19 protein-coding genes are annotated in these 20,731 nt (G+C 62.1%); 11 read left to right on the top strand and 8 right to left on the bottom strand.

What is annotated here, in order from left to right; all coding sequences use genetic code 11:
- Nucleotides 1-25 precede the first annotated feature (25 nt).
- Genes arnB through FGE05_RS07180 form a run of 8 tightly spaced genes read left to right on the top strand, consistent with a single transcriptional unit; the run spans nucleotide 26 to nucleotide 8,823 of the window.
- Nucleotides 26-1,174 (top strand): UDP-4-amino-4-deoxy-L-arabinose aminotransferase, encoded by a 1,149-nt coding sequence (gene arnB / locus FGE05_RS07145; RefSeq protein WP_139643064.1) that lies wholly within the window; start codon nucleotides 26-28, stop codon nucleotides 1,172-1,174.
- Nucleotides 1,171-2,190 (top strand): undecaprenyl-phosphate 4-deoxy-4-formamido-L-arabinose transferase, encoded by a 1,020-nt coding sequence (gene arnC / locus FGE05_RS07150; RefSeq protein WP_139643069.1) that lies wholly within the window; start codon nucleotides 1,171-1,173, stop codon nucleotides 2,188-2,190. The genes arnB and arnC overlap by 4 nt, the downstream gene beginning before the upstream one ends.
- A complete protein-coding gene (gene arnA / locus FGE05_RS07155; protein ID WP_139643072.1) occupies nucleotides 2,187-4,178 on the top strand; it encodes a bifunctional UDP-4-amino-4-deoxy-L-arabinose formyltransferase/UDP-glucuronic acid oxidase ArnA in 1,992 nt (663 codons plus the stop codon). The genes arnC and arnA overlap by 4 nt, the downstream gene beginning before the upstream one ends.
- Nucleotides 4,178-5,062: a 4-deoxy-4-formamido-L-arabinose-phosphoundecaprenol deformylase gene (arnD, locus tag FGE05_RS07160; protein ID WP_139643076.1), complete on the top strand. Its 885-nt coding sequence runs from the start codon at nucleotides 4,178-4,180 to the stop codon at nucleotides 5,060-5,062. Before arnA ends, arnD begins: the two co-directional genes overlap by 1 nt.
- Entirely contained in the window at nucleotides 5,059-6,708 is a 1,650-nt protein-coding gene (arnT, locus tag FGE05_RS07165) for a lipid IV(A) 4-amino-4-deoxy-L-arabinosyltransferase (RefSeq protein ID WP_139643078.1), read from the top strand. Before arnD ends, arnT begins: the two co-directional genes overlap by 4 nt.
- On the top strand, nucleotides 6,705-7,049 hold the full coding sequence (gene arnE, locus FGE05_RS07170; RefSeq protein WP_139643081.1) for a 4-amino-4-deoxy-L-arabinose-phosphoundecaprenol flippase subunit ArnE: 345 nt from the start codon (nucleotides 6,705-6,707) through the stop codon (nucleotides 7,047-7,049). The genes arnT and arnE overlap by 4 nt, the downstream gene beginning before the upstream one ends.
- Nucleotides 7,046-7,447, top strand: coding sequence for a 4-amino-4-deoxy-L-arabinose-phosphoundecaprenol flippase subunit ArnF (arnF, locus tag FGE05_RS07175; protein ID WP_139643084.1), 402 nt, complete (start codon nucleotides 7,046-7,048; stop codon nucleotides 7,445-7,447). Before arnE ends, arnF begins: the two co-directional genes overlap by 4 nt.
- Nucleotides 7,444-8,823, top strand: a complete 1,380-nt coding sequence (locus FGE05_RS07180) for a UDP-glucose/GDP-mannose dehydrogenase family protein (protein WP_139643086.1) — start codon at nucleotides 7,444-7,446, stop codon at nucleotides 8,821-8,823. Before arnF ends, FGE05_RS07180 begins: the two co-directional genes overlap by 4 nt.
- 25 nt (nucleotides 8,824-8,848) lie before the next feature.
- Here FGE05_RS07180 and FGE05_RS07185 read toward each other — a convergent pair whose 3' ends face one another.
- Both FGE05_RS07185 and pssA read right to left on the bottom strand, forming a co-directional pair.
- Nucleotides 8,849-9,865 carry an AraC family transcriptional regulator gene (locus FGE05_RS07185; protein WP_139643090.1) on the bottom strand — a complete coding sequence of 339 codons (1,017 nt, stop codon included), beginning with the start codon at nucleotides 9,863-9,865 and terminating at the stop codon, nucleotides 8,849-8,851.
- A gap of 11 nt (nucleotides 9,866-9,876) precedes the next feature.
- Nucleotides 9,877-11,220: a CDP-diacylglycerol--serine O-phosphatidyltransferase gene (gene pssA / locus FGE05_RS07190; protein ID WP_139643093.1), complete on the bottom strand. Its 1,344-nt coding sequence runs from the start codon at nucleotides 11,218-11,220 to the stop codon at nucleotides 9,877-9,879.
- 193 nt (nucleotides 11,221-11,413) lie between these two features.
- Here pssA and FGE05_RS07195 point away from each other — a divergent pair, with 193 nt between their 5' ends.
- Together FGE05_RS07195 and FGE05_RS07200 are read left to right on the top strand one after the other, a co-directional pair.
- Nucleotides 11,414-11,983, top strand: a complete 570-nt coding sequence (locus FGE05_RS07195) for a TetR/AcrR family transcriptional regulator (RefSeq protein WP_139643663.1) — start codon at nucleotides 11,414-11,416, stop codon at nucleotides 11,981-11,983.
- Between the two features lie 57 nt (nucleotides 11,984-12,040).
- Nucleotides 12,041-12,520 (top strand): nuclear transport factor 2 family protein, encoded by a 480-nt coding sequence (locus tag FGE05_RS07200; RefSeq protein ID WP_139643096.1) that lies wholly within the window; start codon nucleotides 12,041-12,043, stop codon nucleotides 12,518-12,520.
- 546 nt (nucleotides 12,521-13,066) lie between these two features.
- On the opposite strand, the gene FGE05_RS07210 is transcribed toward FGE05_RS07200, so the two are convergent.
- Nucleotides 13,067-14,128, bottom strand: coding sequence for a M42 family peptidase (locus tag FGE05_RS07210; protein ID WP_139643122.1), 1,062 nt, complete (start codon nucleotides 14,126-14,128; stop codon nucleotides 13,067-13,069).
- Between the two features lie 249 nt (nucleotides 14,129-14,377).
- Here FGE05_RS07210 and FGE05_RS07215 point away from each other — a divergent pair, with 249 nt between their 5' ends.
- Entirely contained in the window at nucleotides 14,378-14,779 is a 402-nt protein-coding gene (locus FGE05_RS07215) for a hypothetical protein (RefSeq protein WP_024777662.1), read from the top strand.
- 9 nt (nucleotides 14,780-14,788) lie between these two features.
- Here FGE05_RS07215 and FGE05_RS07220 read toward each other — a convergent pair whose 3' ends face one another.
- Genes FGE05_RS07220 through FGE05_RS07240 form a run of 5 tightly spaced genes read right to left on the bottom strand, consistent with a single transcriptional unit; the run spans nucleotide 14,789 to nucleotide 20,731 of the window.
- On the bottom strand, nucleotides 14,789-15,400 hold the full coding sequence (locus FGE05_RS07220; protein ID WP_139643125.1) for an RraA family protein: 612 nt from the start codon (nucleotides 15,398-15,400) through the stop codon (nucleotides 14,789-14,791).
- Complete coding sequence (locus FGE05_RS07225) at nucleotides 15,393-16,214, bottom strand: IucA/IucC family C-terminal-domain containing protein (protein WP_139643126.1); 822 nt, start codon at nucleotides 16,212-16,214, stop codon at nucleotides 15,393-15,395. The genes FGE05_RS07220 and FGE05_RS07225 overlap by 8 nt, the downstream gene beginning before the upstream one ends.
- A 4-nt stretch (nucleotides 16,215-16,218) precedes the next feature.
- Nucleotides 16,219-18,102 (bottom strand): IucA/IucC family siderophore biosynthesis protein, encoded by a 1,884-nt coding sequence (locus FGE05_RS07230; RefSeq protein ID WP_139643129.1) that lies wholly within the window; start codon nucleotides 18,100-18,102, stop codon nucleotides 16,219-16,221.
- Entirely contained in the window at nucleotides 18,099-18,881 is a 783-nt protein-coding gene (locus FGE05_RS07235; RefSeq protein ID WP_139643132.1) for an HpcH/HpaI aldolase/citrate lyase family protein, read from the bottom strand. Before FGE05_RS07235 ends, FGE05_RS07230 begins: the two co-directional genes overlap by 4 nt.
- Nucleotides 18,875-20,731, bottom strand: coding sequence for an IucA/IucC family siderophore biosynthesis protein (locus FGE05_RS07240; RefSeq protein WP_139643134.1), 1,857 nt, complete (start codon nucleotides 20,729-20,731; stop codon nucleotides 18,875-18,877). The genes FGE05_RS07235 and FGE05_RS07240 overlap by 7 nt, the downstream gene beginning before the upstream one ends.

The raw sequence follows: 20,731 nt of genomic DNA on the forward strand, positions 1-20,731 counted from the left end.
TACTCTTCAGATCCTTGGGGTACCCATGAGTCAATCGTTCCTTCCCTTCTCCCGCCCCAGCATTGGCGATGAAGAGATTGCCGCTGTAAATGAGGTACTGCGCTCCGGCTGGATCACCACGGGCCCGAAAAACCAGCAACTTGAAGAGCAGTTCGCCGCCTATGTCGGCTGCCGGCACGCCGTTGCACTTTCTTCGGCCACCGGCGGTATGCATATCGCGTTACTTGCATTAGGCATTGGCCCTGGCGATGAAGTCATTACGCCGTCCCAGACCTGGGTGTCGACGGCCAACATGATCTGCCTGCTAGGCGCCACACCGGTGTTCGTCGACGTGGACCGCGACACGCTCATGAGTGATCTGTCGAGCATCGAAGCGGCCATTACCTCGCGTACCCGGGCGATCATCCCGGTGCACTATGCCGGCGCCGCGTTCGACCTCGACCCTCTCCATGGGTTGGCGGAAAAACACGGCATCGCCGTTATCGAAGACGCCGCGCACGCGGCTGGCACCCTTTACCAAGGGCGTCACGTCGGCGCCAAGGGCACGGCCATTTTCTCATTCCATGCGATCAAGAACATGACCTGTGCCGAAGGCGCCATGTTCGTCACGGACGATGAAGCACTCGCCGCCCGGGTGCGCATGCTCAAGTTCCACGGCCTCGGCGTCGACGCCTACGACCGCCTCACCCATGGTCGCAAGCCTCAAGCGCAAGTGATGGAACCAGGCTTCAAATACAACCTGGCCGACATCAACGCCGCCATCGCTCTCGTGCAATTGGAGCGCCTGGACGACATCAACGCCAAGCGCACCGACTTGGCCAAGGCGTACCTGCAACGACTGGAAGGTTCAAAGGTGCAGCCATTGGCGATTCCGGCGTATGCGCAGCAGCATGCCTGGCACCTGTTCGTCCTGCGCATCGATGCCGAGCGCTGCGGCCTGGACCGCGAAGCGTTCATGAAAGCCCTGCAGGCGCAGAACATCGGCACGGGCATCCATTTCATCGGAACGCACCTGCACACCTACTACCGCCAGCGCTTCCCCGACGTCCATCTACCCAATACCGAATGGAACTCGGCACGCCTGTGCTCGATTCCGCTGTTTCCCGACATGACCGGCGATGACGTGAATCGCGTCGTCGACACCATTGAAAACGTCTTGGACGCACACCTGTGAAACCTTACCCGATCAATTGCGTGTCGATTGTCATACCGGTCTACAACGAAGAAGAGAGCCTGCCCGAGTTGCTTCGACGTACCGAAGCGGCGTGCCGGCAACTGCACCACAAATACGAAATCGTGCTGGTCGACGATGGCAGTCGGGACGAGTCGGCGCAGATACTGGAAGAAGCCGCGACGCTGCGGGGCAGCCCGATCGTCGCGGTGATCCTGAACCGCAATTATGGTCAGCACGCCGCGATTATGGCCGGTTTCGAACACTGCCAGGGCGACGTCATCATCACCCTCGACGCTGACCTGCAAAACCCGCCCGAAGAGATTCCGCGCCTGGTGGCCCAGGCCGAACTGGGCTATGACGTGGTCGCCACGGTACGCAATAACCGCCAGGACTCGGCCTTGCGGCGCTGGCCGTCGAAGCTGATCAACCTGGCGGTGCAACGCTCCACCGGCGTTGCCATGAGCGACTACGGCTGCATGCTGCGCGCCTATCGGCGGTCCATCGTCGACGCCATGCTCGCGTGCCGCGAACGCAGCACCTTCATCCCGATCCTCGCCAACAGCTTTGCCCGGCACACCACGGAGATCCTGGTGAGCCACGCCGAGCGCGAGCACGGGGAATCGAAGTACAGCGCCATGCGCCTGGTCAACCTGATGTTCGACCTGATCACCTGCATGACCACCACACCTCTGCGGCTGCTGAGCATCGTTGGTTTCGCCATGGCCGGCCTGGGGGTGCTGTTCGCCATGGCCTTGATCGTGCTGCGGCTGGTCTTCGGCGCTGGCTGGGCCGGTGGCGGGACGTTCGTGCTGTTCGCCGTGCTGTTCGTGTTCACCGGTGGGCAATTCATTGGCATGGGTTTGCTGGGCGAATACCTGGGGCGGATGTACAGCGACGTGCGTGCGCGCCCGCGGTTCTTCGTCGAAAAGGTCCTGCGTGGACAACCCGCCACGCCGGCCCCCGTTATCACCGTTGACGGCCTCACCTCCACTTCTTCAGATCAGGTTCTCTCATGAGCAAAAAAGCCGTAGTTTTCGCCTATCACGATATTGGCTGTGTCGGCATCGAAACCCTGCTCAATTCCGGCTTCGACATTGTCGCGGTGTTTACCCACGCCGATGACCCCAAGGAGAACACCTTCTACGGCTCCGTCGCCCAATTGTGTGCACGCAAGAGCATCCCGGTTCATGCTCCCGAAGACGTCAATCATCCGCTGTGGATCGAGCGCATCGGCAAGCTGGATCCCGATTACCTGTTCTCGTTCTACTACCGTCATTTGTTGAGCGAACCGCTGCTCGCCATTGCCCCTAAAGGCGCGTTCAACCTGCACGGTTCCCTGTTGCCACGTTATCGCGGGCGGGCGCCGGCCAACTGGGTACTGGTCAACGGTGAAACCGAAACCGGCGTGACCTTGCACCGCATGGTCAAACGCGCGGATGCCGGTGCGATCCTGGCCCAGCAAAAAGTTGCCATCGAGCGCAGCGACACCGCGTTGAGCTTGCACGGCAAATTACGCCAGGCGGCCAGCGACCTGCTGCGCGACACGCTGCCCAGCCTGCTTGCCGGTGAAGCCAGCGAAAGGGAGCAGGACGAATCCAGGGCCACGGTGTTCGGTCGGCGCACGGCAGCTGACGGCAAGCTGGTCTGGCAACGCCCGGCCGAGGAACTGTTCAATCTGGTCCGGGCCGTGACCCAACCCTATCCCGGAGCGTTTTGTGCCGTCGGTGAACACAAGCTGATCGTCTGGAGCGCGGAAGTCGTCGAGGGCAACGAAGGCCTGGATCCGGGGCGCGTCATCAGCGTCGATCCACTGCGCATTGCGTGTGGCGTTGATTCCCTGGTGATCACCTCGGGCCAACGCAACGAAAACGGCCTGTACCTGGGCGGGCCACAACTGGCCAACGAATTGGGACTGGTTGACGGCTCGGTGCTACGCGGCACGGAGTCTCGCCGGGGCCCACGACGCACACGGGTGTTGATTCTGGGCGTCAACGGCTTCATCGGCAATCACCTGTCGGAACGACTGCTGCGCGACGACAAATACGACGTCTATGGCCTCGACATCGGCTCCGATGCCATCGAACGCCTGCGCAGTCATCCGCGTTTCCATTTTGTCGAAGGCGACATCAGCATCCATTCCGAATGGATCGAATACCACATCAAGAAATGCGACGTCATCCTGCCGCTTGTAGCCATCGCCACACCCATCGAGTACACCCGCAATCCGCTGCGGGTGTTCGAGCTGGATTTTGAAGAGAACCTGAAACTGGTTCGCTACTGCGTCAAGTACAACAAGCGGGTGATCTTCCCCTCGACGTCCGAAGTCTATGGCATGTGCCAGGACAACAACTTCGACGAAGATACCTCCAACCTCGTTGTCGGCCCGATCAATAAGCAGCGCTGGATCTACTCGATTTCCAAGCAACTGCTCGACCGGGTGATCTGGGCCTACGGCCAGAAAGGCCTGAAGTTCACCTTGTTCCGCCCCTTCAATTGGATGGGCCCGCGCCTGGATCGATTGGATTCGGCACGCATCGGCAGTTCCCGGGCGATTACCCAACTGATCCTCAATCTGGTGGAAGGTACGCCGATCCGCCTGTTCGATGGCGGTGAACAGAAGCGTTGCTTCACCGACATCGCCGACGGTGTCGAAGCACTGGCGCGGATCATCGACAACGAGAATGACGCCTGCAACGGGCAGATCATCAACATCGGCAACCCGGACAACGAAGCCAGCATTCGCCAATTGGGCGAGGAGCTGCTGCGACAGTTCGAGGCGCACCCGTTGCGCGACAACTTTCCGCCTTTCGCAGGGTTCCGCGATGTCGAAAGCAAGGCCTTCTACGGCACCGGTTACCAGGACGTCTCACACCGCAAACCAAGCATCGCCAATGCCAAGCGCCTGCTGGACTGGACGCCAACCGTGCAGATGAGTGAAACCATCGGCAACACGCTGGACTTCTTCCTGCGCGAAGCCATGCTCGAAATCGCGGACAAGCGTTGATGCAGGCGGGTCTTCGAATCGATGTCGACACCTACCGAGGCACGCGCGATGGCGTGCCGCAGTTACTGGAGATTCTCCAGGAAGCACAGGTCAAGGCGACGTTTTTCTTCAGCGTCGGGCCGGACAACATGGGCCGTCATCTGTGGCGCCTGCTGCGGCCGCAGTTCCTTTGGAAAATGCTGCGCTCCAACGCCGCGGGACTCTACGGCTGGGACATCCTCCTGGCCGGCACCGCCTGGCCCGGCAAGCCTATCGGCCGCGACCTCGGGCACCTGATGCGTCAGGCCCGGGCGGCTGGCCATGAAGTCGGCTTGCACGCCTGGGACCACCATGGCTGGCAGGCCAACGCCGGACGATGGGAACAAGCGCGGCTGATCGAGCAGATTCGCCGAGGGGTAGACAGCCTCAGCGATATCCTCGGTGAGCCCGTTACGTGCTCGGCGGCGGCCGGTTGGCGCGCGGATGAGCGTGTGATCGAGGCCAAGCAGGCGTTTGGCTTTCGCTACAACAGCGACTGTCGGGGGCAGAGCCTGTTCCGGCCCGCGCTGGCCGGTGGAAGCCTGGGCACGCCGCAGATCCCCGTTGATCTGCCGACCTTCGACGAGGTGGTCGGCCCAAGCGTCATGGCCAAGGACTACAACGCTTTCATCCTTGAGCGCTTTGCCGCCGGAAAACTCAACGTCTACACGATCCATGCCGAAGTCGAAGGGATACTGATGGCCAACCATTTCCGTCAATTGCTGGCGCAGGCGCGCCAACGAAGCATCCGCTTTCAGCCCCTGGGCGATCTGCTGCCCACCGCCGTTGACGGCTTGCCTGCTGGTCGTGTGAAGCGCGGCACGCTCGAAGGTCGTGAAGGCTGGCTGGGAGTGCAAGGCGCATGAGCAAGCCTTGGGCACTACCCCTGCTGCTGGCGACCTGCCTGTTGGCATACCTGCTGCCGCTGGGCAGTCATGGGCTGTGGATTCCCGACGAAACCCGCTACGCCCAGATCAGCCAGGGCATGCTGCTGAGCGGCGACTGGGTCTCACCCCAGTTCATGAGCCTGCGCTACTTCGAAAAACCAGCGGCCGGCTATTGGATGATCGCCGTCGGCCAGGCACTGTTCGGTGAGAATCTGTTCGGTGTGCGCATTGCCTCGGCCATCAGCATCGGGCTCAGCGTGATGCTGTGCTACCTGCTTGCCCGCCGGCTCTGGAACGACCCTCGCAAGAGTTTCGTCTGCGCGCTGTTGTACATGAGCCTGACCGTGGTCGCTGGCGCCGCGGGCTATGCCAACCTCGATCCGCAGTTCACCTTCTGGGTCAATCTGAGCCTGGCGGCGTTGTGGTTTGCCCTGGACAGCGGTGCCCGCAGCCAACGCCTGATCGGCTGGACGATGCTGGGGCTGGCATGCGGCTTGGGTTTCTTGACCAAGGGTTTTCTCGCCTGGTTGTTGCCGGTGCTGATCGCCCTGCCCTGGATGGCCTGGCAAAGACGCTGGCGTGAATTGCTGCTCTTCGGGCCGCTGGCGATTGCCGTGGCCATTGTCGTCAGCCTGCCCTGGGCCTTGGCGGTGCACATCGAGGAACCGGATTACTGGCGGTTCTTCTTCTGGCACGAGCATATCCGGCGCTTTGCCGGGGACGATGCCCAGCATGACGCCCCCTGGTGGTTCTATCTGCCGCTGCTGGTGGCGTTCAGCCTGCCATGGGTGGCTCTGTTGCCCGCTGCGTTGCGGCAAGCGTGGCAGGCACGGCGCCAGGCGAATATCGCGTTCCTGTTGTTGTGGCTGTTGATGCCGTTGCTGTTTTTCAGCCTTAGCAAAGGCAAGTTGCCGAGCTACATCCTGCCGTGCCTGTTGCCGCTGGCGCTACTCCTGGGCCATGCCCTGGCGGACCGGCTGGAACACAAGCAGGGCCGCTCCCTGGTCATCAACGGCTGGCTCAACCTGGCGCTGGGCCTGCTGATGCTAGTCGCCCTGGTCTACCTGCAACTGAAAAAACCGCTGTACGACCACGAACCGCAACACCTGGCATTGCTCTCCCTCGGCCTGAGCGGCTGGATCGGGACCAACCTGTTACAAGCCCTTCAACCGTTGCGCTGCTGGGCTGCCCCGGCCTTCGGCAGCCTGCTGCTGATCGGGTTGCTACCGGCCGCGATGCCCGCGTCCGTGGTCACCAACAAGATGCCCGATCAGTTCATCCTCGAACATCTCGATGCCCTCAGCCATGCCGACAAGTTGCTGAGCAACGATCTTGGCGCCGCATCCGCCCTCGCCTGGCGCCTGAAGCGTAAGGAAGTGGCGTTGTACAACACCATTGGCGAGCTGAAATATGGCCTTGCCTACCCTGACGGCCTACACCAACGGGTCGACCCGCCACAGGTCGAGCAATGGATGCGTGACGCCCGTCGAAGCGGTTCGGTCGGCGTAGTCATGCGGGTCAAGGGAGAGGAAGAACTTCAGGAAATCGAACGGTTGCCCAAGGATGGGAAACGTTATGAACGGGGCAACCTGGTCATCCTGATTTTCCCCCAGGACGCATCATGAGCTTGTTGCTGCTATTGGCTGCCTGCGTACTGACGTGCCTGGGACAGATTGCCCAGAAGTACGCCGTCGAGAGCTGGCGTGGCCGGTCATCGGGCTGGGGCGAGAAACTGTGCTCGCCGTGGCTGTGGCTGGCGCTTGCGGCGCTGGGGGCCGGGCTGCTGGTGTGGTTGCTGGTATTACAGCGCCTCGAAGTGGGCATCGCCTACCCGATGTTGAGCCTGAATTTCGTATTGATCACCCTTGTCGCCCGATTTGTATTCCACGAGCCCGTCGACCGTCGTCATTGGCTGGGCGTCGCCCTGGTGATCGTCGGCGTGATGTTGCTGGGGCAGCACGCATGAATCTTCGTCGCGGTGTCATCTTTGCACTGGGCAGCGTGTTGCTGGTCAGCATCGCGCAATTGGCTTTGCGCTGGAGCATGAGTCGTCTTCCGCTGCCCGGACAGTGGCTCACCGGCAGCCTCGATCCAACGGCGCTGGCCGTGGTCGTGGGCGCCATTTTTGCCTACGCCTTGTCGATGCTCTGTTGGCTGGTTGCGCTGCGAGACCTGCCGTTGGGCCGCGCCTATTCGCTGCTGAGCATCAGCTATGCGCTGGTGTACCTGCTTGCCGCCGCGCTGCCGCTCTTCAATGAAGGCTTCAGCCTCTCGAAAAGCCTCGGAGTGACCCTGGTCATCCTCGGCGTCCTCACCATCAACTCTCGCCCCGTTCAAGCATCCGCACCCAGGAAGGTCGTATGAAAATCAGTGTATTCGGTAGCGGCTATGTCGGTCTGGTCCAGGCAGCCGTCCTGGCAGAGGTCGGTCATGATGTCGTCTGCATGGACATCGACTGCGAAAAGGTGTCCGCCCTCAATCAGGGACACGTCAGCATCTTTGAACCTGGCCTGGCCGCGTTGGTGAAGGACAACCTGGATAACGGAAGGCTGCGTTTTACCTGCGAGGAACAGCCGGCCGTGGAGCATGGCAAGGTCCTGTTCATTGCCGTAGGCACGCCTTCGCACCCGGACGGTTCGGCAGACCTGAGCAGTGTCTTCGCAGTGGGTGAAGCCATCGCCCGGCACCGTAGCGAGCCCGTCATCGTCGTTGAAAAATCCACGGTCCCCGTGGGCACGGGGGATGCCCTGCGTGATCGGATGAACGAGGCCCTGCGACGCCACAGCCGGATACTGGATTTCGATGTCGTCTCCAACCCGGAGTTTCTCAAGGAAGGCTCGGCCGTCGCCGATTGCAGGCGTCCTGACCGGATCGTCATCGGGTGCGAGCGGGATGATGTCCGTGACGTGATGCGTGAACTCTATGGACCGTTCAATCGCAACCATGAACGCATCATGTTCATGGACCTGCGCAGCGCCGAGCTGACCAAGTACGCGGCCAACTGCATGCTTGCCACCAAGATCAGCTTCATCAACCAGATCGCCGAGCTGGCCGAGCACCTGGGCGCCGACGTCGAATCGGTACGCCTGGGCATCGGTGCCGACTCGCGCATCGGCTATGACTTCATCTACCCCGGCTGCGGCTATGGCGGCTCCTGCTTTCCCAAGGACATGCGCGCATTGATCCACAGCGCCCAGCAGGCCCAGTGCTCCAATGACCTGTTGCAGGCGGTGGAAGCGATCAACCAGCGACAGAAGCAAAAACTGTTCGAGCGAATCAATGCGTTCTACGAAGGTGACCTGCAAGGCCGGACGTTCGCGGTGTGGGGCCTGGCTTTCAAGCCCAACACCGATGACATGCGGGACGCGCCCAGCCGGGTACTCATGGAGGCACTGTGGGAAGCCGGCGCTCATGTACGGGCATTTGACCCGGAGGCCATGCGCCAGACCCAGTCGTTGTACCAGGATCATCTCAATCTCAGCCTGATGGGCACACCGGAAGCGACCCTCAGCGGTGCCGATGCGTTGATCATCTGCACCGAGTGGCAACAGTTCAAGGCACCGGATTTCGACCTGATCCAGAAACGGCTCAAGGCCCCGGTGATCTTCGATGGCCGCAATCTGTACGACGCAGAGCGCCTGGCGCAGCGGGGGTTCCAGTACTTTCCGATAGGCCGTGGCGATTCGTGCAAGTTGCCGATCTCGCATCAAACAAAGTGGGAGCCCCGTATCGCGCGCTGAAAGCTGAAAGCCGGGGCCCGATGAGTCAGCGGGGGTCGTTGAGAATCAAGCTGCGATAATGCCCCGGATTGGACCCGGACCACTTGCGGAATGCCTTGTAGAACGAGCTGGCATCGGCGAAACCCAGGCGCGAAGCGATGTCGACGAAACTGATGGAGGGTTCGGCGAGCCAGGTGATCGCCAGCTCCTTGCGCACGCTGTCCTTGAGTCCCTGATAGGTCTGCCCTTCTTCCGCCAGGCGCCGGCGCAGGGTCGACGCCGACACGCACAACTGCTGGGCCAGGGCTTCGGTTTCCGGCCATTGCTCGGCCGGCAACTGGCGCAGGTCGTGCCGGATCCGGCTGGCAAGGCTCTGCGGGTCGCGGTATTTGACCAGGATATTGGCCGGTGCCCGGGCCAGGAAACGCTTGAGTTCTTCGACACTGCGGCGGATAGGCAGGTCCAGGTACTCGGCGGCGAAGATCATCCGGGTACGGGGGCGGTCGAAGCGCAGGTTCTGGGAAAACATCACCCGGTAGTCGTCGCAGAAGTCCGGCGCCGGGCAGCGCAGCTCGACGGACAGAATGGGAATGCGCCGTCCAGCCAGCCAGCAGGCCACGCCATGGACGATCATCCAATAGGTGAAGTAGGTAAAGGCCCGACGTGGCTCCTGATCGTCTTCCAGCAAGACGATTTCCGCCAGGCTCTGCTGGCGGACCCACTGGGCCGGCAACTGCTCAAGCATCAACGACAGGAACCCCAGCCCCGCCGTCAGGCCGGCCGCCAGGGTTGGCTGCGCCATGGCGCACTGGCACAAGAACGCCAGGCTGCCGGACTTGAGCTTGCGCGGGTCCATGCCGAAGAACTCATCGTCCAGGCGCCTTGCGAGCAAACGCCAGAGCCGCGCATAGGCAGCGGCCGGCACCCGCGCCTGAGGATTTTCGAGCCACGCGGGAGCAATGCCGACCTTGCTCAGCACTTCATCGGTGGCAGGGCCTGGGGCGCAGCTTTGCAGCAGCGCCTCACGCACCAGCTGGATGGAGATGGTGTCTTTTTCGGCCATGGCGCCGGTGTTCACAGGATCCGGTAAAGCAGCCGCTCGATCCGCACCCGGCTGACCCGTTTCAGGAACTTGGCCACCGCCGCCGGGTAGTCCGGCAACGCTTCCAGGTCCAGGTAGCGTTCGATTCTGCGGGTATGCCGGTAGATCTGCTCGAGCTCGGCCTGACGCGGTTCCAGCAACTCCCCCTTGGGGTCATCCAGCAACAAGGCGTTTTCCAGGTCCAGGCGAAAGGCCCGCGGATTCAGGTTGTTACCGGTCAGCAGCGTGTAGCGCTCGTCGACCCACATGCCCTTGAGGTGATAGCTGTTGTCGCCGTCACGCCACAGGTGCAGGTTCAACTGACCGCTGTCGATGTAGCGCTGATGCCGCTTGGCGAAGCGACGCAGGCTGATTTCATACAGGTAAGGCAGCGCGGCGATGATCTTGAACGGCTCGCTCGGCGGGATGAAGAAGTCGTTGGCGGTCTTGTCGCCGACGATGATATCGATCTTGACCCCACGGGCCAGGGCGCGGTTGAGCTCCCGGGTCACCGCCAGGGGCAGGTTGAAGTAAGGCGTACAAATGGTCAGTTGCTGGCGGCTGCTGGCGATCAGTTCGCCGATGACCCGACTCAACGGATTGTTCTTGCCGACGCCCAGCAACGGGCTGACCGACAGACCACTCTTGTCGAGGCTACCGGCCGTGGTGTCATAGGCCGCGTACTTGAGTCGACTGCGCAGGTCGCCAATGTCCTTGCGCAAACTGCGGGTGCTGGGCAGGTTCGGCAGGTCCAGGCGATGCACCGCCTTGGAGGTGATCAGGCCGTGCTGCACCAGGTGATGCATCGAATCGGCCAGCGCCGTGTTCTGCAGCAGGTGATAGCGGTCGTAGCGGTACTTGTCGAACTTGTGCAGGTAGACGTTGTTCAGGCTCGCGCCGCTGTAGAGCACGCAATCGTCGATCACGAAACCTTTCAAATGCAGCACCCCGAACAGTTCACGGGTCTGCACCGGCACACCGTAGATCGGCACTTCGCTGGCATGGATGCGCGTCTGCTCCTGGTACCACGCCGAGTTGCCCGGCTGCTTCTTGGCGCCGATCAGCCCGCGTTGGGCTCGCAACCAGTCCACCACCACGACCACGTCCAGTTCCGGACGCGCCGCTTTGGCGGCATGCAAGGCATCGAGGATTTCCTGGCCGGCTTCGTCCTGTTGCAGATACAGGGCGACGATGTAGATGCGCTGGGTGGCCTGGGCGATTTTCTCCAGCAGGCAACGGCGGAACTCGGCTGCGCCATCGAGGATGGTCACGGCATCGGCGGTCAGTGCAAAGCTGCGCAGCTTGGGCAGCAGGGAGCGTTTGAAAAGCGACGGCATAGGGCTCGCAAAAGGTCGATTCCGAAGAGCCGCTGAGCTTACACCATGGCGGATGGGTTTGGGACTCTGAGGGAGCACAGCTTGCTCGCGATCACGATGGCGGAGCCCCATCGCCAGCAAGCCATGCTTCAAAAAGGGCAACCACAGGAAAAAACATTTGACCAAGAAGAACGATCGTTCCACTGTATTCGCCATGAACGAAATCATCAGTAACGACACACGAGACATCATCCTCGATGTCGCCGAAAAGTTGATCTATAAAAGTGGCATTGCCGCCACCGGCATGGATCTTCTGGTGAAAACCGCCGGCGTCTCCAGGAAAAGCATCTACCGCTATTTCGCCAACAAGGACGAGCTGATCCTGGCCGCCCTCGCGCGAAGGGACGAGCGCTGGATGCATTGGTTCAGCACCGAGGTCGACAAGGCCCCTACCCCGGCTGCACGGCTGTACAACCTGTTCACCGTGCTCAAGGGCTGGTTTGACAGCGACGGCTTCAGAGGCTGCGCGTTCATCAATACCAGCGGTGAAACCGGAGACCCACAGGACCCGGTTCGCCAATTGGCGAAGTTGCACAAGCAGAAGTTGCTCGATTACGTCACCCGGTTGTGCGTTGAACAAGGCGCCGAAAATCCCGAAGCCCTGGCCCGACAACTGCTGATTCTGATCGATGGGGCCATTACTGTCGCACTGGTCATGGGCGATCACAGTGCCGCCGATCACGCCCAGGACATGTTGAGAGTGTTGTTGGTTGAAAAAAAGTAGACAGCCTGCCTCATCGAAAGTCATGAAACTTGATTCATCACTCGCTGGAGAATTGCCATGTCTTCCCCTGCTGAAGTTCGTCCGCCGTTGCCGCCCTTCACCCGTGAATCGGCCATCGAGAAAGTTCGCCTGGCCGAGGACGGCTGGAACTCTCGTGACCCACAGCGAGTGTCCCTGGCCTACACCCTGGACACCCAATGGCGCAACCGCGCCGAATTCGTCCATAACCGTGAAGAAGCGAAAGCCTTCCTGACCCGAAAATGGGCCAAGGAACTGGATTATCGGCTGATCAAGGAACTCTGGGCATTCACCGACAACCGCATCGCCGTGCGTTATGCCTACGAATGGCACGACGATTCGGGCAACTGGTTCCGCTCCTATGGGAATGAGAACTGGGAGTTCGATGAACAAGGCCTGATGTGCAACCGCTACGCCTGCATCAACGACCTGCCGATCCAGGAAAGCGAACGCAAATACCACTGGCCCCTGGGCCGCCGACCGGATGATCACCCCGGGTTGTCCGAACTGGGGTTGTAGACACAACACCTGCCAATACCTGAGCTCAATGTGGGAGCGAGCCTGCTCGCGATAGCGGTGGGTCTGCTTGCTCCGGTGTTGAAGGTGCCGCCGTCATCGCGAGCAGGCTCGCTCCCACAGAGAATCTGCGGTGAGACTCGAAACTTGCTGGCACCTTGGCCCATTGTGGGAGCGAGCCTGCTCGCGATAGCGGTGGGTCTGCCCGCTCCAGTGTTGAAGGTGCCACCGTCATCGCGAGCAGGCTCGCTCCCACAGAGAACCTGCGGTGGGACTCAAATCCTGCTGCACCGTGGGCCAATTGTGGGAGCGAGCCTGCTCGCGATAGCGGTGGGTCTGTTTGCTCCAGTGTTGAAGGTGCCGCCGTCATCGCGAGCAGGCTCGCTCCCACAGGGAAGCTCGGTGAGACTCGAAACTTGCAGGCACCTTGGTCCCATGTGGGAGCGGGCTTGCTCGCGAAGGCGGTGTGTCAGTCGACAGGATCATCACTGATCTACCGCTTTCGCGAGCAAGCCTGCTCCAACAATAGGGGTCACTGGCCGCAGGGCCTCATCGATTGAGCAGGAACTCCAGCAACGTCCCCGCGCAGGCTTCAATGCTGCCTTCCAGGATCAGCTCATACCCATGGGTGTTTTCCGTGGGTATCGCGATACAACCTCCCATGGCCGACACGCCGCTGCCCATGACGGCGCTGGCATCACTGGCAAAGTCCACAAGCAATGCAAATTGCGGCGCCAGGCCGCAGCGTTCGCCGGCACGGTACAGCTGGTCGACAATCCAACGGCTGTAGCAGCCTTTTTCGTCCCCCGTGTTGATGATCGGGTTGACGCTCAGTCGGGTTCCGTACTCCTGAACCACCGGCCCGACCTCAACTGCTACGGTCACCTCGCCCGGTAAGTGGGCGGCGGCGTATAGCGCTCCGGCGTTGGACTCTTCTTCCTGGGTGGTGAACACGAAATACACCCCACCGACCAGCTCTGACCGGCGTTCGGCCAACAGCGCGGCGGCCTGCAGGGTCGCGACCATCGGCGCACGGTCGTCGAGAAAATGCGCGGCAATGGCATCGCCCACCCGAAACGGCCGGCGCCAGTGCTGGCTCAGCACTACCCGCGTGCCGGGGCGCACACCGTGGCGGTGCAATTGTTCCCGGGAGCAACGGGTGATCACGTGGACATCTTCCCAGTGCACATTCCCGGACAGGACATCCGCCCCCTGATGGGTTTCGGCCGTGCTGTGCATGGAGCCGAACGACAACACACCCGGGATGAAATCCCGATCGCCCAGGATGTCCACCGGGCACACGCCGAAGTTGATCGGGTTGGCACCTCCCAAGGCCACCACCCGCAGTGTTCCATCGGGTTCGACGCGTTTGACCAGCATGGCGATTTCGTCCAGATGCGCCATGACCCTGACCGGCGTTTGGCGGCCGCTACCGCTGGCGGTACCCTCGATCAATCCGATGACGTTTCCGGCCGGGTCGACCCAGGTCTTGTCGCAATGGGGCTCCAGTTCCCGCAGGCAGATTTGCCGGACTTCGTCTTCTTGCCCGCCCGGTCCGCGGGCCATCAGCAGCGCTTCCAGCATTGGTAATGTCGACAGGTTCACTTGCATCGATCAGGTTCTCCTTATGCCTGCCACAGTCGTCGCTGTGGGAGCGGACCGAAACGTACTTGTCTCTCTTGAGGGGGCTGGCTCTGGAAAAATTTGATCGAATCGGCGGATAAACAGACGAGCGGGCCAGGCCAGGTGACAGACCGGCGGGCATATGGCAGGGTTGACCCCAGTATCGCCAGGCATCACATTGCCTGGGCCGCCGATGACCAAAGGGCGGCTTTGTCGTAGCGCAAACTTGTGGAGCCCATGACCGCGTCGATTCCGATCCGCCCCCCCTGCCCGCCTGGCGTCTGCGATTGCGGGCGCGATGCCTTGCTGGAAACGGCGGGCAGCGATCTGCGCATCCTTTGCCTGAATCGCCAGGAAGAAAAGCGCTTGCTCGAGCGGCTGGAAAACATCCAGGACCTGGCCGAGCTCGAACGGTTGCAACAGCGGCTTTACGAAAACCTGGGCATCCGCCTGACCATCGAGCCGGGCTACAACGAAGTCCGGACCATGCGCGGTATCGCCATCGAGTTCCAGGAACAACCCGGTCTCTGCCGCAAGATTCGCCAATCGATCCCGGCCGCCATTCGCCGCGGGCTGGAAAAGCGCCCGGAAATCGCCTGGCGCCTGCTGGACGCCCACGATTTGTTCCGCGACGCCTGAGGCTCAGCCTCAGCGCCGGATCCGGTGCAGGAACTCGGTTCTTTTCTGCCGATCCGCCTGCTCTTTCGCCAGCAGCTTGGGCAGCAGATCGGTGGCCTGTCGCACCCCGAGGATGAACACGCCGTCATCATCGCCGATGGCAATGTCCCCCGGATGCACAGTGACACCCGACACCCGGATCGGCTGATTGACTTCGCCGCCGAGCCCAAGGCTACGGGTCGTGAAAGCGCTGACACTGCGACTGAACACCGGCAGGCGATGGGCCCGCAGGGCGGCCACATCGGTCACCGCGCCGCACACCACGACGCCGGCCAGGCCTTTGATCAGTCCGGCCAGGGTGCGCAATTCTCCCCAGCAAGCGCAATCGGGGTCACCCACGCATTCCACCACCAGCACATCCCCCGGCTCGCTCAACAGCAAGGCTTCGCGCAAGACACTGCCGTCGGGTGTGAAGAGCCTGACCGTGACCACCCTGCCGAGCATGCGCAAGTTATCGAACAGCGGGCGAATACCCCGCAGGTAACCGCTGTCGGTGAAGTGCCCCAGGGTGGACGAAGCGATTCCCCGGTACTGTGCCAACAGCGAGTCAGTGAGCTCCGCTGGTGCGATTGAATCATTCATGTCTTGTTCTCTTGCGCAGCAACGGGCAGGCCGAACAGTATTCGACCGGGTTGCTCGCTTGGTAATAGAAACAGCACGTGCGCCGCAATCGCCGACAGCCTCCATCGGCAAGGGGCATGGGGGCGCGACGAAAATGCTGCAACGGGTTGTAATCCAGGCCGAACAACCCAGGATCGGCCTGGTTCAGCAGCCAGTCGAAGTCGGCGTCGATGCGCCGGCGCGCGGACGGATCCTGCAGGCTGTCCATGCGTTTTTCATACAGCGAATAGACCCGCACCGCCGTGTTTTCCCAGAGGATGCGTCGGGAGATGCCGCTGACCTGGGCGAACCGATCCCACAATGGCTTGAGCAACCCGGCGAACAGGCTGCCGACCACCGCTTCACGCCAGGCCTGCCGCTCGCCGGCGGCATAGGTCCAGGGCTCCAGGTCCAGCAATGGCATCGACGAGGTCCAGCGTCCCTCGTCGTGACCGTATTCGATGACGCTGTTGTCCAAGGACATCAGCAGCCCCTTGTCGCATGCCGACAGCGCATACAGGCAGGTGTTGGTGATGAGGAACGACATTCGCTTGCTCAACAGCGAGGCGGTGATTGCCCGGGACGGTGAGCCAAGGACCGGCGTCAGCTCGTCCAACAGCCGCAGGCACACACCGCCATTCAACAGTTCATGGGCCGCCAGGGAACGCGACGAATCGCGTTCCCCTGCCGGTTTCAACCGCAAGGGGCCGCTGAGCACCGCCCACTCGCCAGCCGTAAACCGGCGGGCCGCATCGGTGAATGCCGGTTCGATCCCGAGCCCTCGAGTGACCGCCATGCCCTCAGGCCTCCAGCGACAGCCGGCGGAACGGGTTGACCACCTCGCCCTTGCCGAACGGCATGCTGCCCGGCCCACCGGCCCGCTCGATCATGGGCGTGAGCAACAGCTTCTGCGGCCAGTTTGGCGAGTCGAACAACTGCGCCTTGAGCATCGCCCGGGCCTCGGCGTCGAAGTCGATGGTCTCGATCAACTCGTCCAACACGTCCCGCAAGGCCTGCCACAAACCATTCACCGGCATTGAGTAGACCTGCGCCAGGGTGTCCATGATCGCCCGCATGTTGACCTGGATGCCCAGGGTCTGCAGCCAGAACAACAGGTCTTCAGGACGCTCGTGGTACAGCGTATTGGCGTGGCCTTTCTTGATGCGGTACACCGGGTCCGCCATGCCGTTGCGCTCCAGCCACGGCACGAAGATCCGCAGCGAATCGTGGTCGCGCAGCAGCAGGCCTTCGGCATGGCCGTCCTTCCACACCAGCACCGCGTTCTGGCCGTGGACTTCCCCCAGCATGCCGAGGCGAAACATGCGCAAGTTGATGTCGAAGAAGCTGCGGGCCAGTTCGCGGAACAGGGTCATGACCGACTCGGCGTCCGCCGGCAGGTTGCGATACCGCATCCAGTCGTCGAAGAAGTGGCGGTTGCTGCCCGGCAGCGGCGTGCCCAGGGCGGCCATGGGCAGCAGGCGGGTGTCGGCATCGCTGAGCAACGCGCTCGGGTAACCCCGAACCATGGCCGACAGGTGCCTCGGCGCCTCGTCGAACAACGTGGCCTCGGGTGGCATGAACGCCCACCACTTGCCCTCGTCGCACAGGTGCAAGGACTGACGCAGGGTCGCGTCTTTGTCCAGGACCTCGTGGAGCAAGGCTTCGCTCAGGCCGCCATTGATCATCTTCACCGCCGGCAGATAGCGCGACGCGCCCAAGGAGTGAATGGCCATCGGCAGCTTGAGGTAGTCGGCGCCGTCGAAGCATGGCGTCATGGAGCGCAGCGACGAGGTGGCGAAGAAATCGCCCTCGTTGAAGCTCAAGCGCTGGCAGTCACCCTTGGCGAATACCTCACCCAACTGTTTGTCGAGCACATGTTCCCACTGCCATGGGTGGACCGGCAGCGCAATGTGGCTGTCGGCCAGGCCCCTTGCCTGCATTTCTCCGGCGAGTCGGGCCTGCATAGGCTCAGGCAACAGATAACGTGCCGGATAACACTGCGCCAGGTCCCCCACGCCTCCACCGCATTGCAGAAGCGTGCGGTCCACCGCCACCCAGTTCAAGGCCACCGGGCGGGCGAATTCGGCCTGGTAGCGCAGGTATTCCTCGTCGTCGAGCCCTTGCTTGGCTTTGGCCAATGGGTGATAGGGACGATCGCGCAGCGAGGCCCATTGTTCCATGGTGCGGAAAAACGTCGCCGGATCCTGGGCCATCAACTCACGGTCATCCACCGTATGGGACAGAGACAACGCCGTCTGCTTGACGCTGGTGCGCAGCACATCGAGAAACAGCGCCAGCCCTTTATCGTTGTCCTTGAAGCGCTCGGCCATCGCGCTGAACACCCGCTTCATGAAGTCTTCCGGGGAGAGCACGGTCCATTGTTCCTCCTGCCGCGCCAGCACCGCTGTGCCCGGCACTTTTTCCCACTGCTGGGTGATGCCCGCACGCAGGGCAACGCTGATGAAGCGCTGTTCGGTCGGGTCGTAGCACCAATCCCAGATACGCTGCTGCGGGGTCAGCCCGGCGAGCGTCGGCGCTGTCGGGTGGGCCTGCTGCCAGTCGCCGATGCGTACCAGGGGCAAGGGCTCGCTGCCGAAGAAATGTTCGGCCAGCAAGCAATCCACCAGATCCTGCATGACGATATCGGCGGCTTGGGCCAGGGCTTGTGAGGTCAGGCGAGTCATCTTGATTCATGTCCTTCTGAAGAAAGTGTGGCCAGGCGGCCCTGAAGGGCGCGAAACGCGATGCCGCGCTCGTCGCCCAGTACAAAGGTGTTCACCCCTCGGGCACGCCAGCGGGCGTGGTCGTCGGGTTGGCGGGGAATGGCGCAATAGGGAATGCCGGCATCGCGGGCCGCCTGCCAGGTGTCCAGCAGCGCCTGTTGTACCGCCGACGTGTTGATCTGCCAGGGCGTGCCAAGAGACTGGGACAGGTCCGCCGCGCCTTCGAGGATCATGTCCAGGCCGGGCACCGCCGCGATGTCCGCCGCACGCCGTACGCCTTCGGCGCTTTCAATCATCGCCACCACCATGATTTGCGCGTTGGCCAGTCCCACGTACTCGGCCAGGCTGTGTTTGCCAAACGAACCGGGGCGCCCGGCATTCAGGCTGCGCCGCCCCAACGGCTGGTACTTGCATGCGGCAATCGCATCGGCCAGTTGTGCCGGGCTTTCAATCATCGGCAACACGACGCCCTGGGCGCCGCCATCGAGCAGACGTAGCAGGGTTTTCGGATTCAGGTCCGCCACCCGCACCAAGGGTGTGATGGCGTAGGCTTCGGCCATGCGGATCATGTGCTCCACAGTTTCCGGGTTGATCAGCACATGCTCCATGTCGATGATCACGAAGTCGTAGCCCGCCTCGGCGATCAACTCGATTGCCATGGCCGACGGAATCGAACTGATCAGGCCATAGGCGGCCTGTCCCGCACCGAGCTTGAGTTTCAGTTGATTGGTTCTCAGCATGTCTGCGGCCTGAAGGCGTGCAGTGGATTGGGCACCGACTTGAAGCGCCGCTCCCCGTCCCCCAGCAGGCGACGCTTGGTCAGCTCTTCCACTTCATAGGACGGTGCGAACACGTCGAACAGTCCGAAGCGCTCGCGGTGTTGCGGGTGCGCAGCCTGGTAAGCCGTGATGACGTCGGCGGTCATCTGCCAGAAGCGGGTCTCATCCAGCTGATAGTGCTGGCGCAGGAAAATCGCCATTTCCGCCAGGCAAATGAAGAAGAAACAGTCGCAGGAGAAATCCCGCACCGCATTGACGTCATCGGTGAGGATGAACGAGTTGCGGTTCAGCTTTGCATGGCTGGCGGGCAACGGTACCAGCGTCGGGCACATTTCCGGCCGCGCCAGGTGCGCCGGGGAGTAACGCACCCCGTCATGGAAGTCCTTGAGAGCGATGCGTTGCGGCCAACCGTCCCGGGTGATCAGCACGATGTTCTGGCCATGGGACTCCATGCCGATGCCCTCGGCGTAGAGCATGTGAATGATCGGCGGCACCGTGACTTCCAGCAGCCGCTGGGTCCAGGCCTGCAAACCGTACTGGGCAATCCAGGCATCGATGAACGGCAGTTGCTCGCCCTGGCCGTAGCGGTTTTCCACGTGGCTCAAACCATTGAACGGCACCGCTTGCTCATCGGGTTTGAGATAGGCATGGATGCTTTCACGCCAGATCGCGCCGAGGGTGCCATAGGCTTGAGGCGCTCGGGTGGCCGGCAGGTGGTCGTAATTGAAGCTGACGCCGGCCACCTCACCGAGGATGACGAAATCCAGGGCACGGGCGGTGCTGTCGGTGGCGATCAGTTGCTGCAGCCAGTCGGTGATGATCGGGCCGTTCATCACCGTATGCCGCGCCAGAATCCGCGTGCTGGAGGTGTTGGTCATGCTCATCGCCAGCTTCACATAGGGGCGCTCGGGCGCGCTGGCGTTGGCCAGGGTACGGATCGATTGCTGGGCCTTGTACTGCTCCTGCGAGGTGCCCAGGTAGATCAATTCGCCGCTGAGCAGCTCGGGGTAAAACGTCGGGACAATGGTGTTTTCCCACTGCCATGGATGGACGGGAAGCACCCAGTAAGCGTCCGGCGACTGACCGCGGCCTTCGAGGATCGTGGCCAGCTGTTGCAGGCGCGTCTCCCCTGCTTCCTGGCGGATGAACGCGTCGAAATCCATCTTGCCGGAATGGTTCATCGCCCCGCAGGACTTGGCCACGGCCAGCCAGACAATCGCGATGGGGCTGGCGAACTCCGGTCCGTAGCGGGTGTTGTCGTGCAGGGAGAAACCGATCCGCGATTTGTAGCACGGGTGGTAGCTGTGGGCGTCCATGAAGTGCTGTTCCAGCGCATCCACATCCAGCCGATGGGGCGCGCGCGGTACACGGTAGCCTTGGCTGCGGGATTGCAGATCCTTGAGCTGGGTCTGTTCCAGTTCCTGGATAAAACGTGGCAGGTGGGCGCTGCCTTCGAATTCGCCGAGCAGTTCCGCCAGGGCCTGGTGCAGGTCCGGCGCCTGGGATTGGCCTGCGGCATCGACGCGCTCAAGGCTGGCGTGATCCAGGCGGATCAGCTCGAAACTGCTGCTACGCAGGCCGTTGCAGTGGTATTGCACCGGTTGTTGCGCGGCATCGGTGCCCTGCACGATGAAACGATACCGGCCGTTCGCAAGCGCCTGGCACTGATACGCCAGCACGTCTTCGTACAGCAGGGTTTGCAGCAGTTGACCGACCACCCGCTGTTGGACTTTTATCCGGACATCGGCATCGGTGCCCGCCAGCCAGGCGCCTGGGGCGGTGGACTGCGGGGCTTGTTCAAAAATCGTCAT

The sequence above is a fragment of the Pseudomonas sp. ICMP22404 genome (genome assembly GCF_006227205.1).
Classification (GTDB): Bacteria; Pseudomonadota; Gammaproteobacteria; order Pseudomonadales; family Pseudomonadaceae; genus Aquipseudomonas.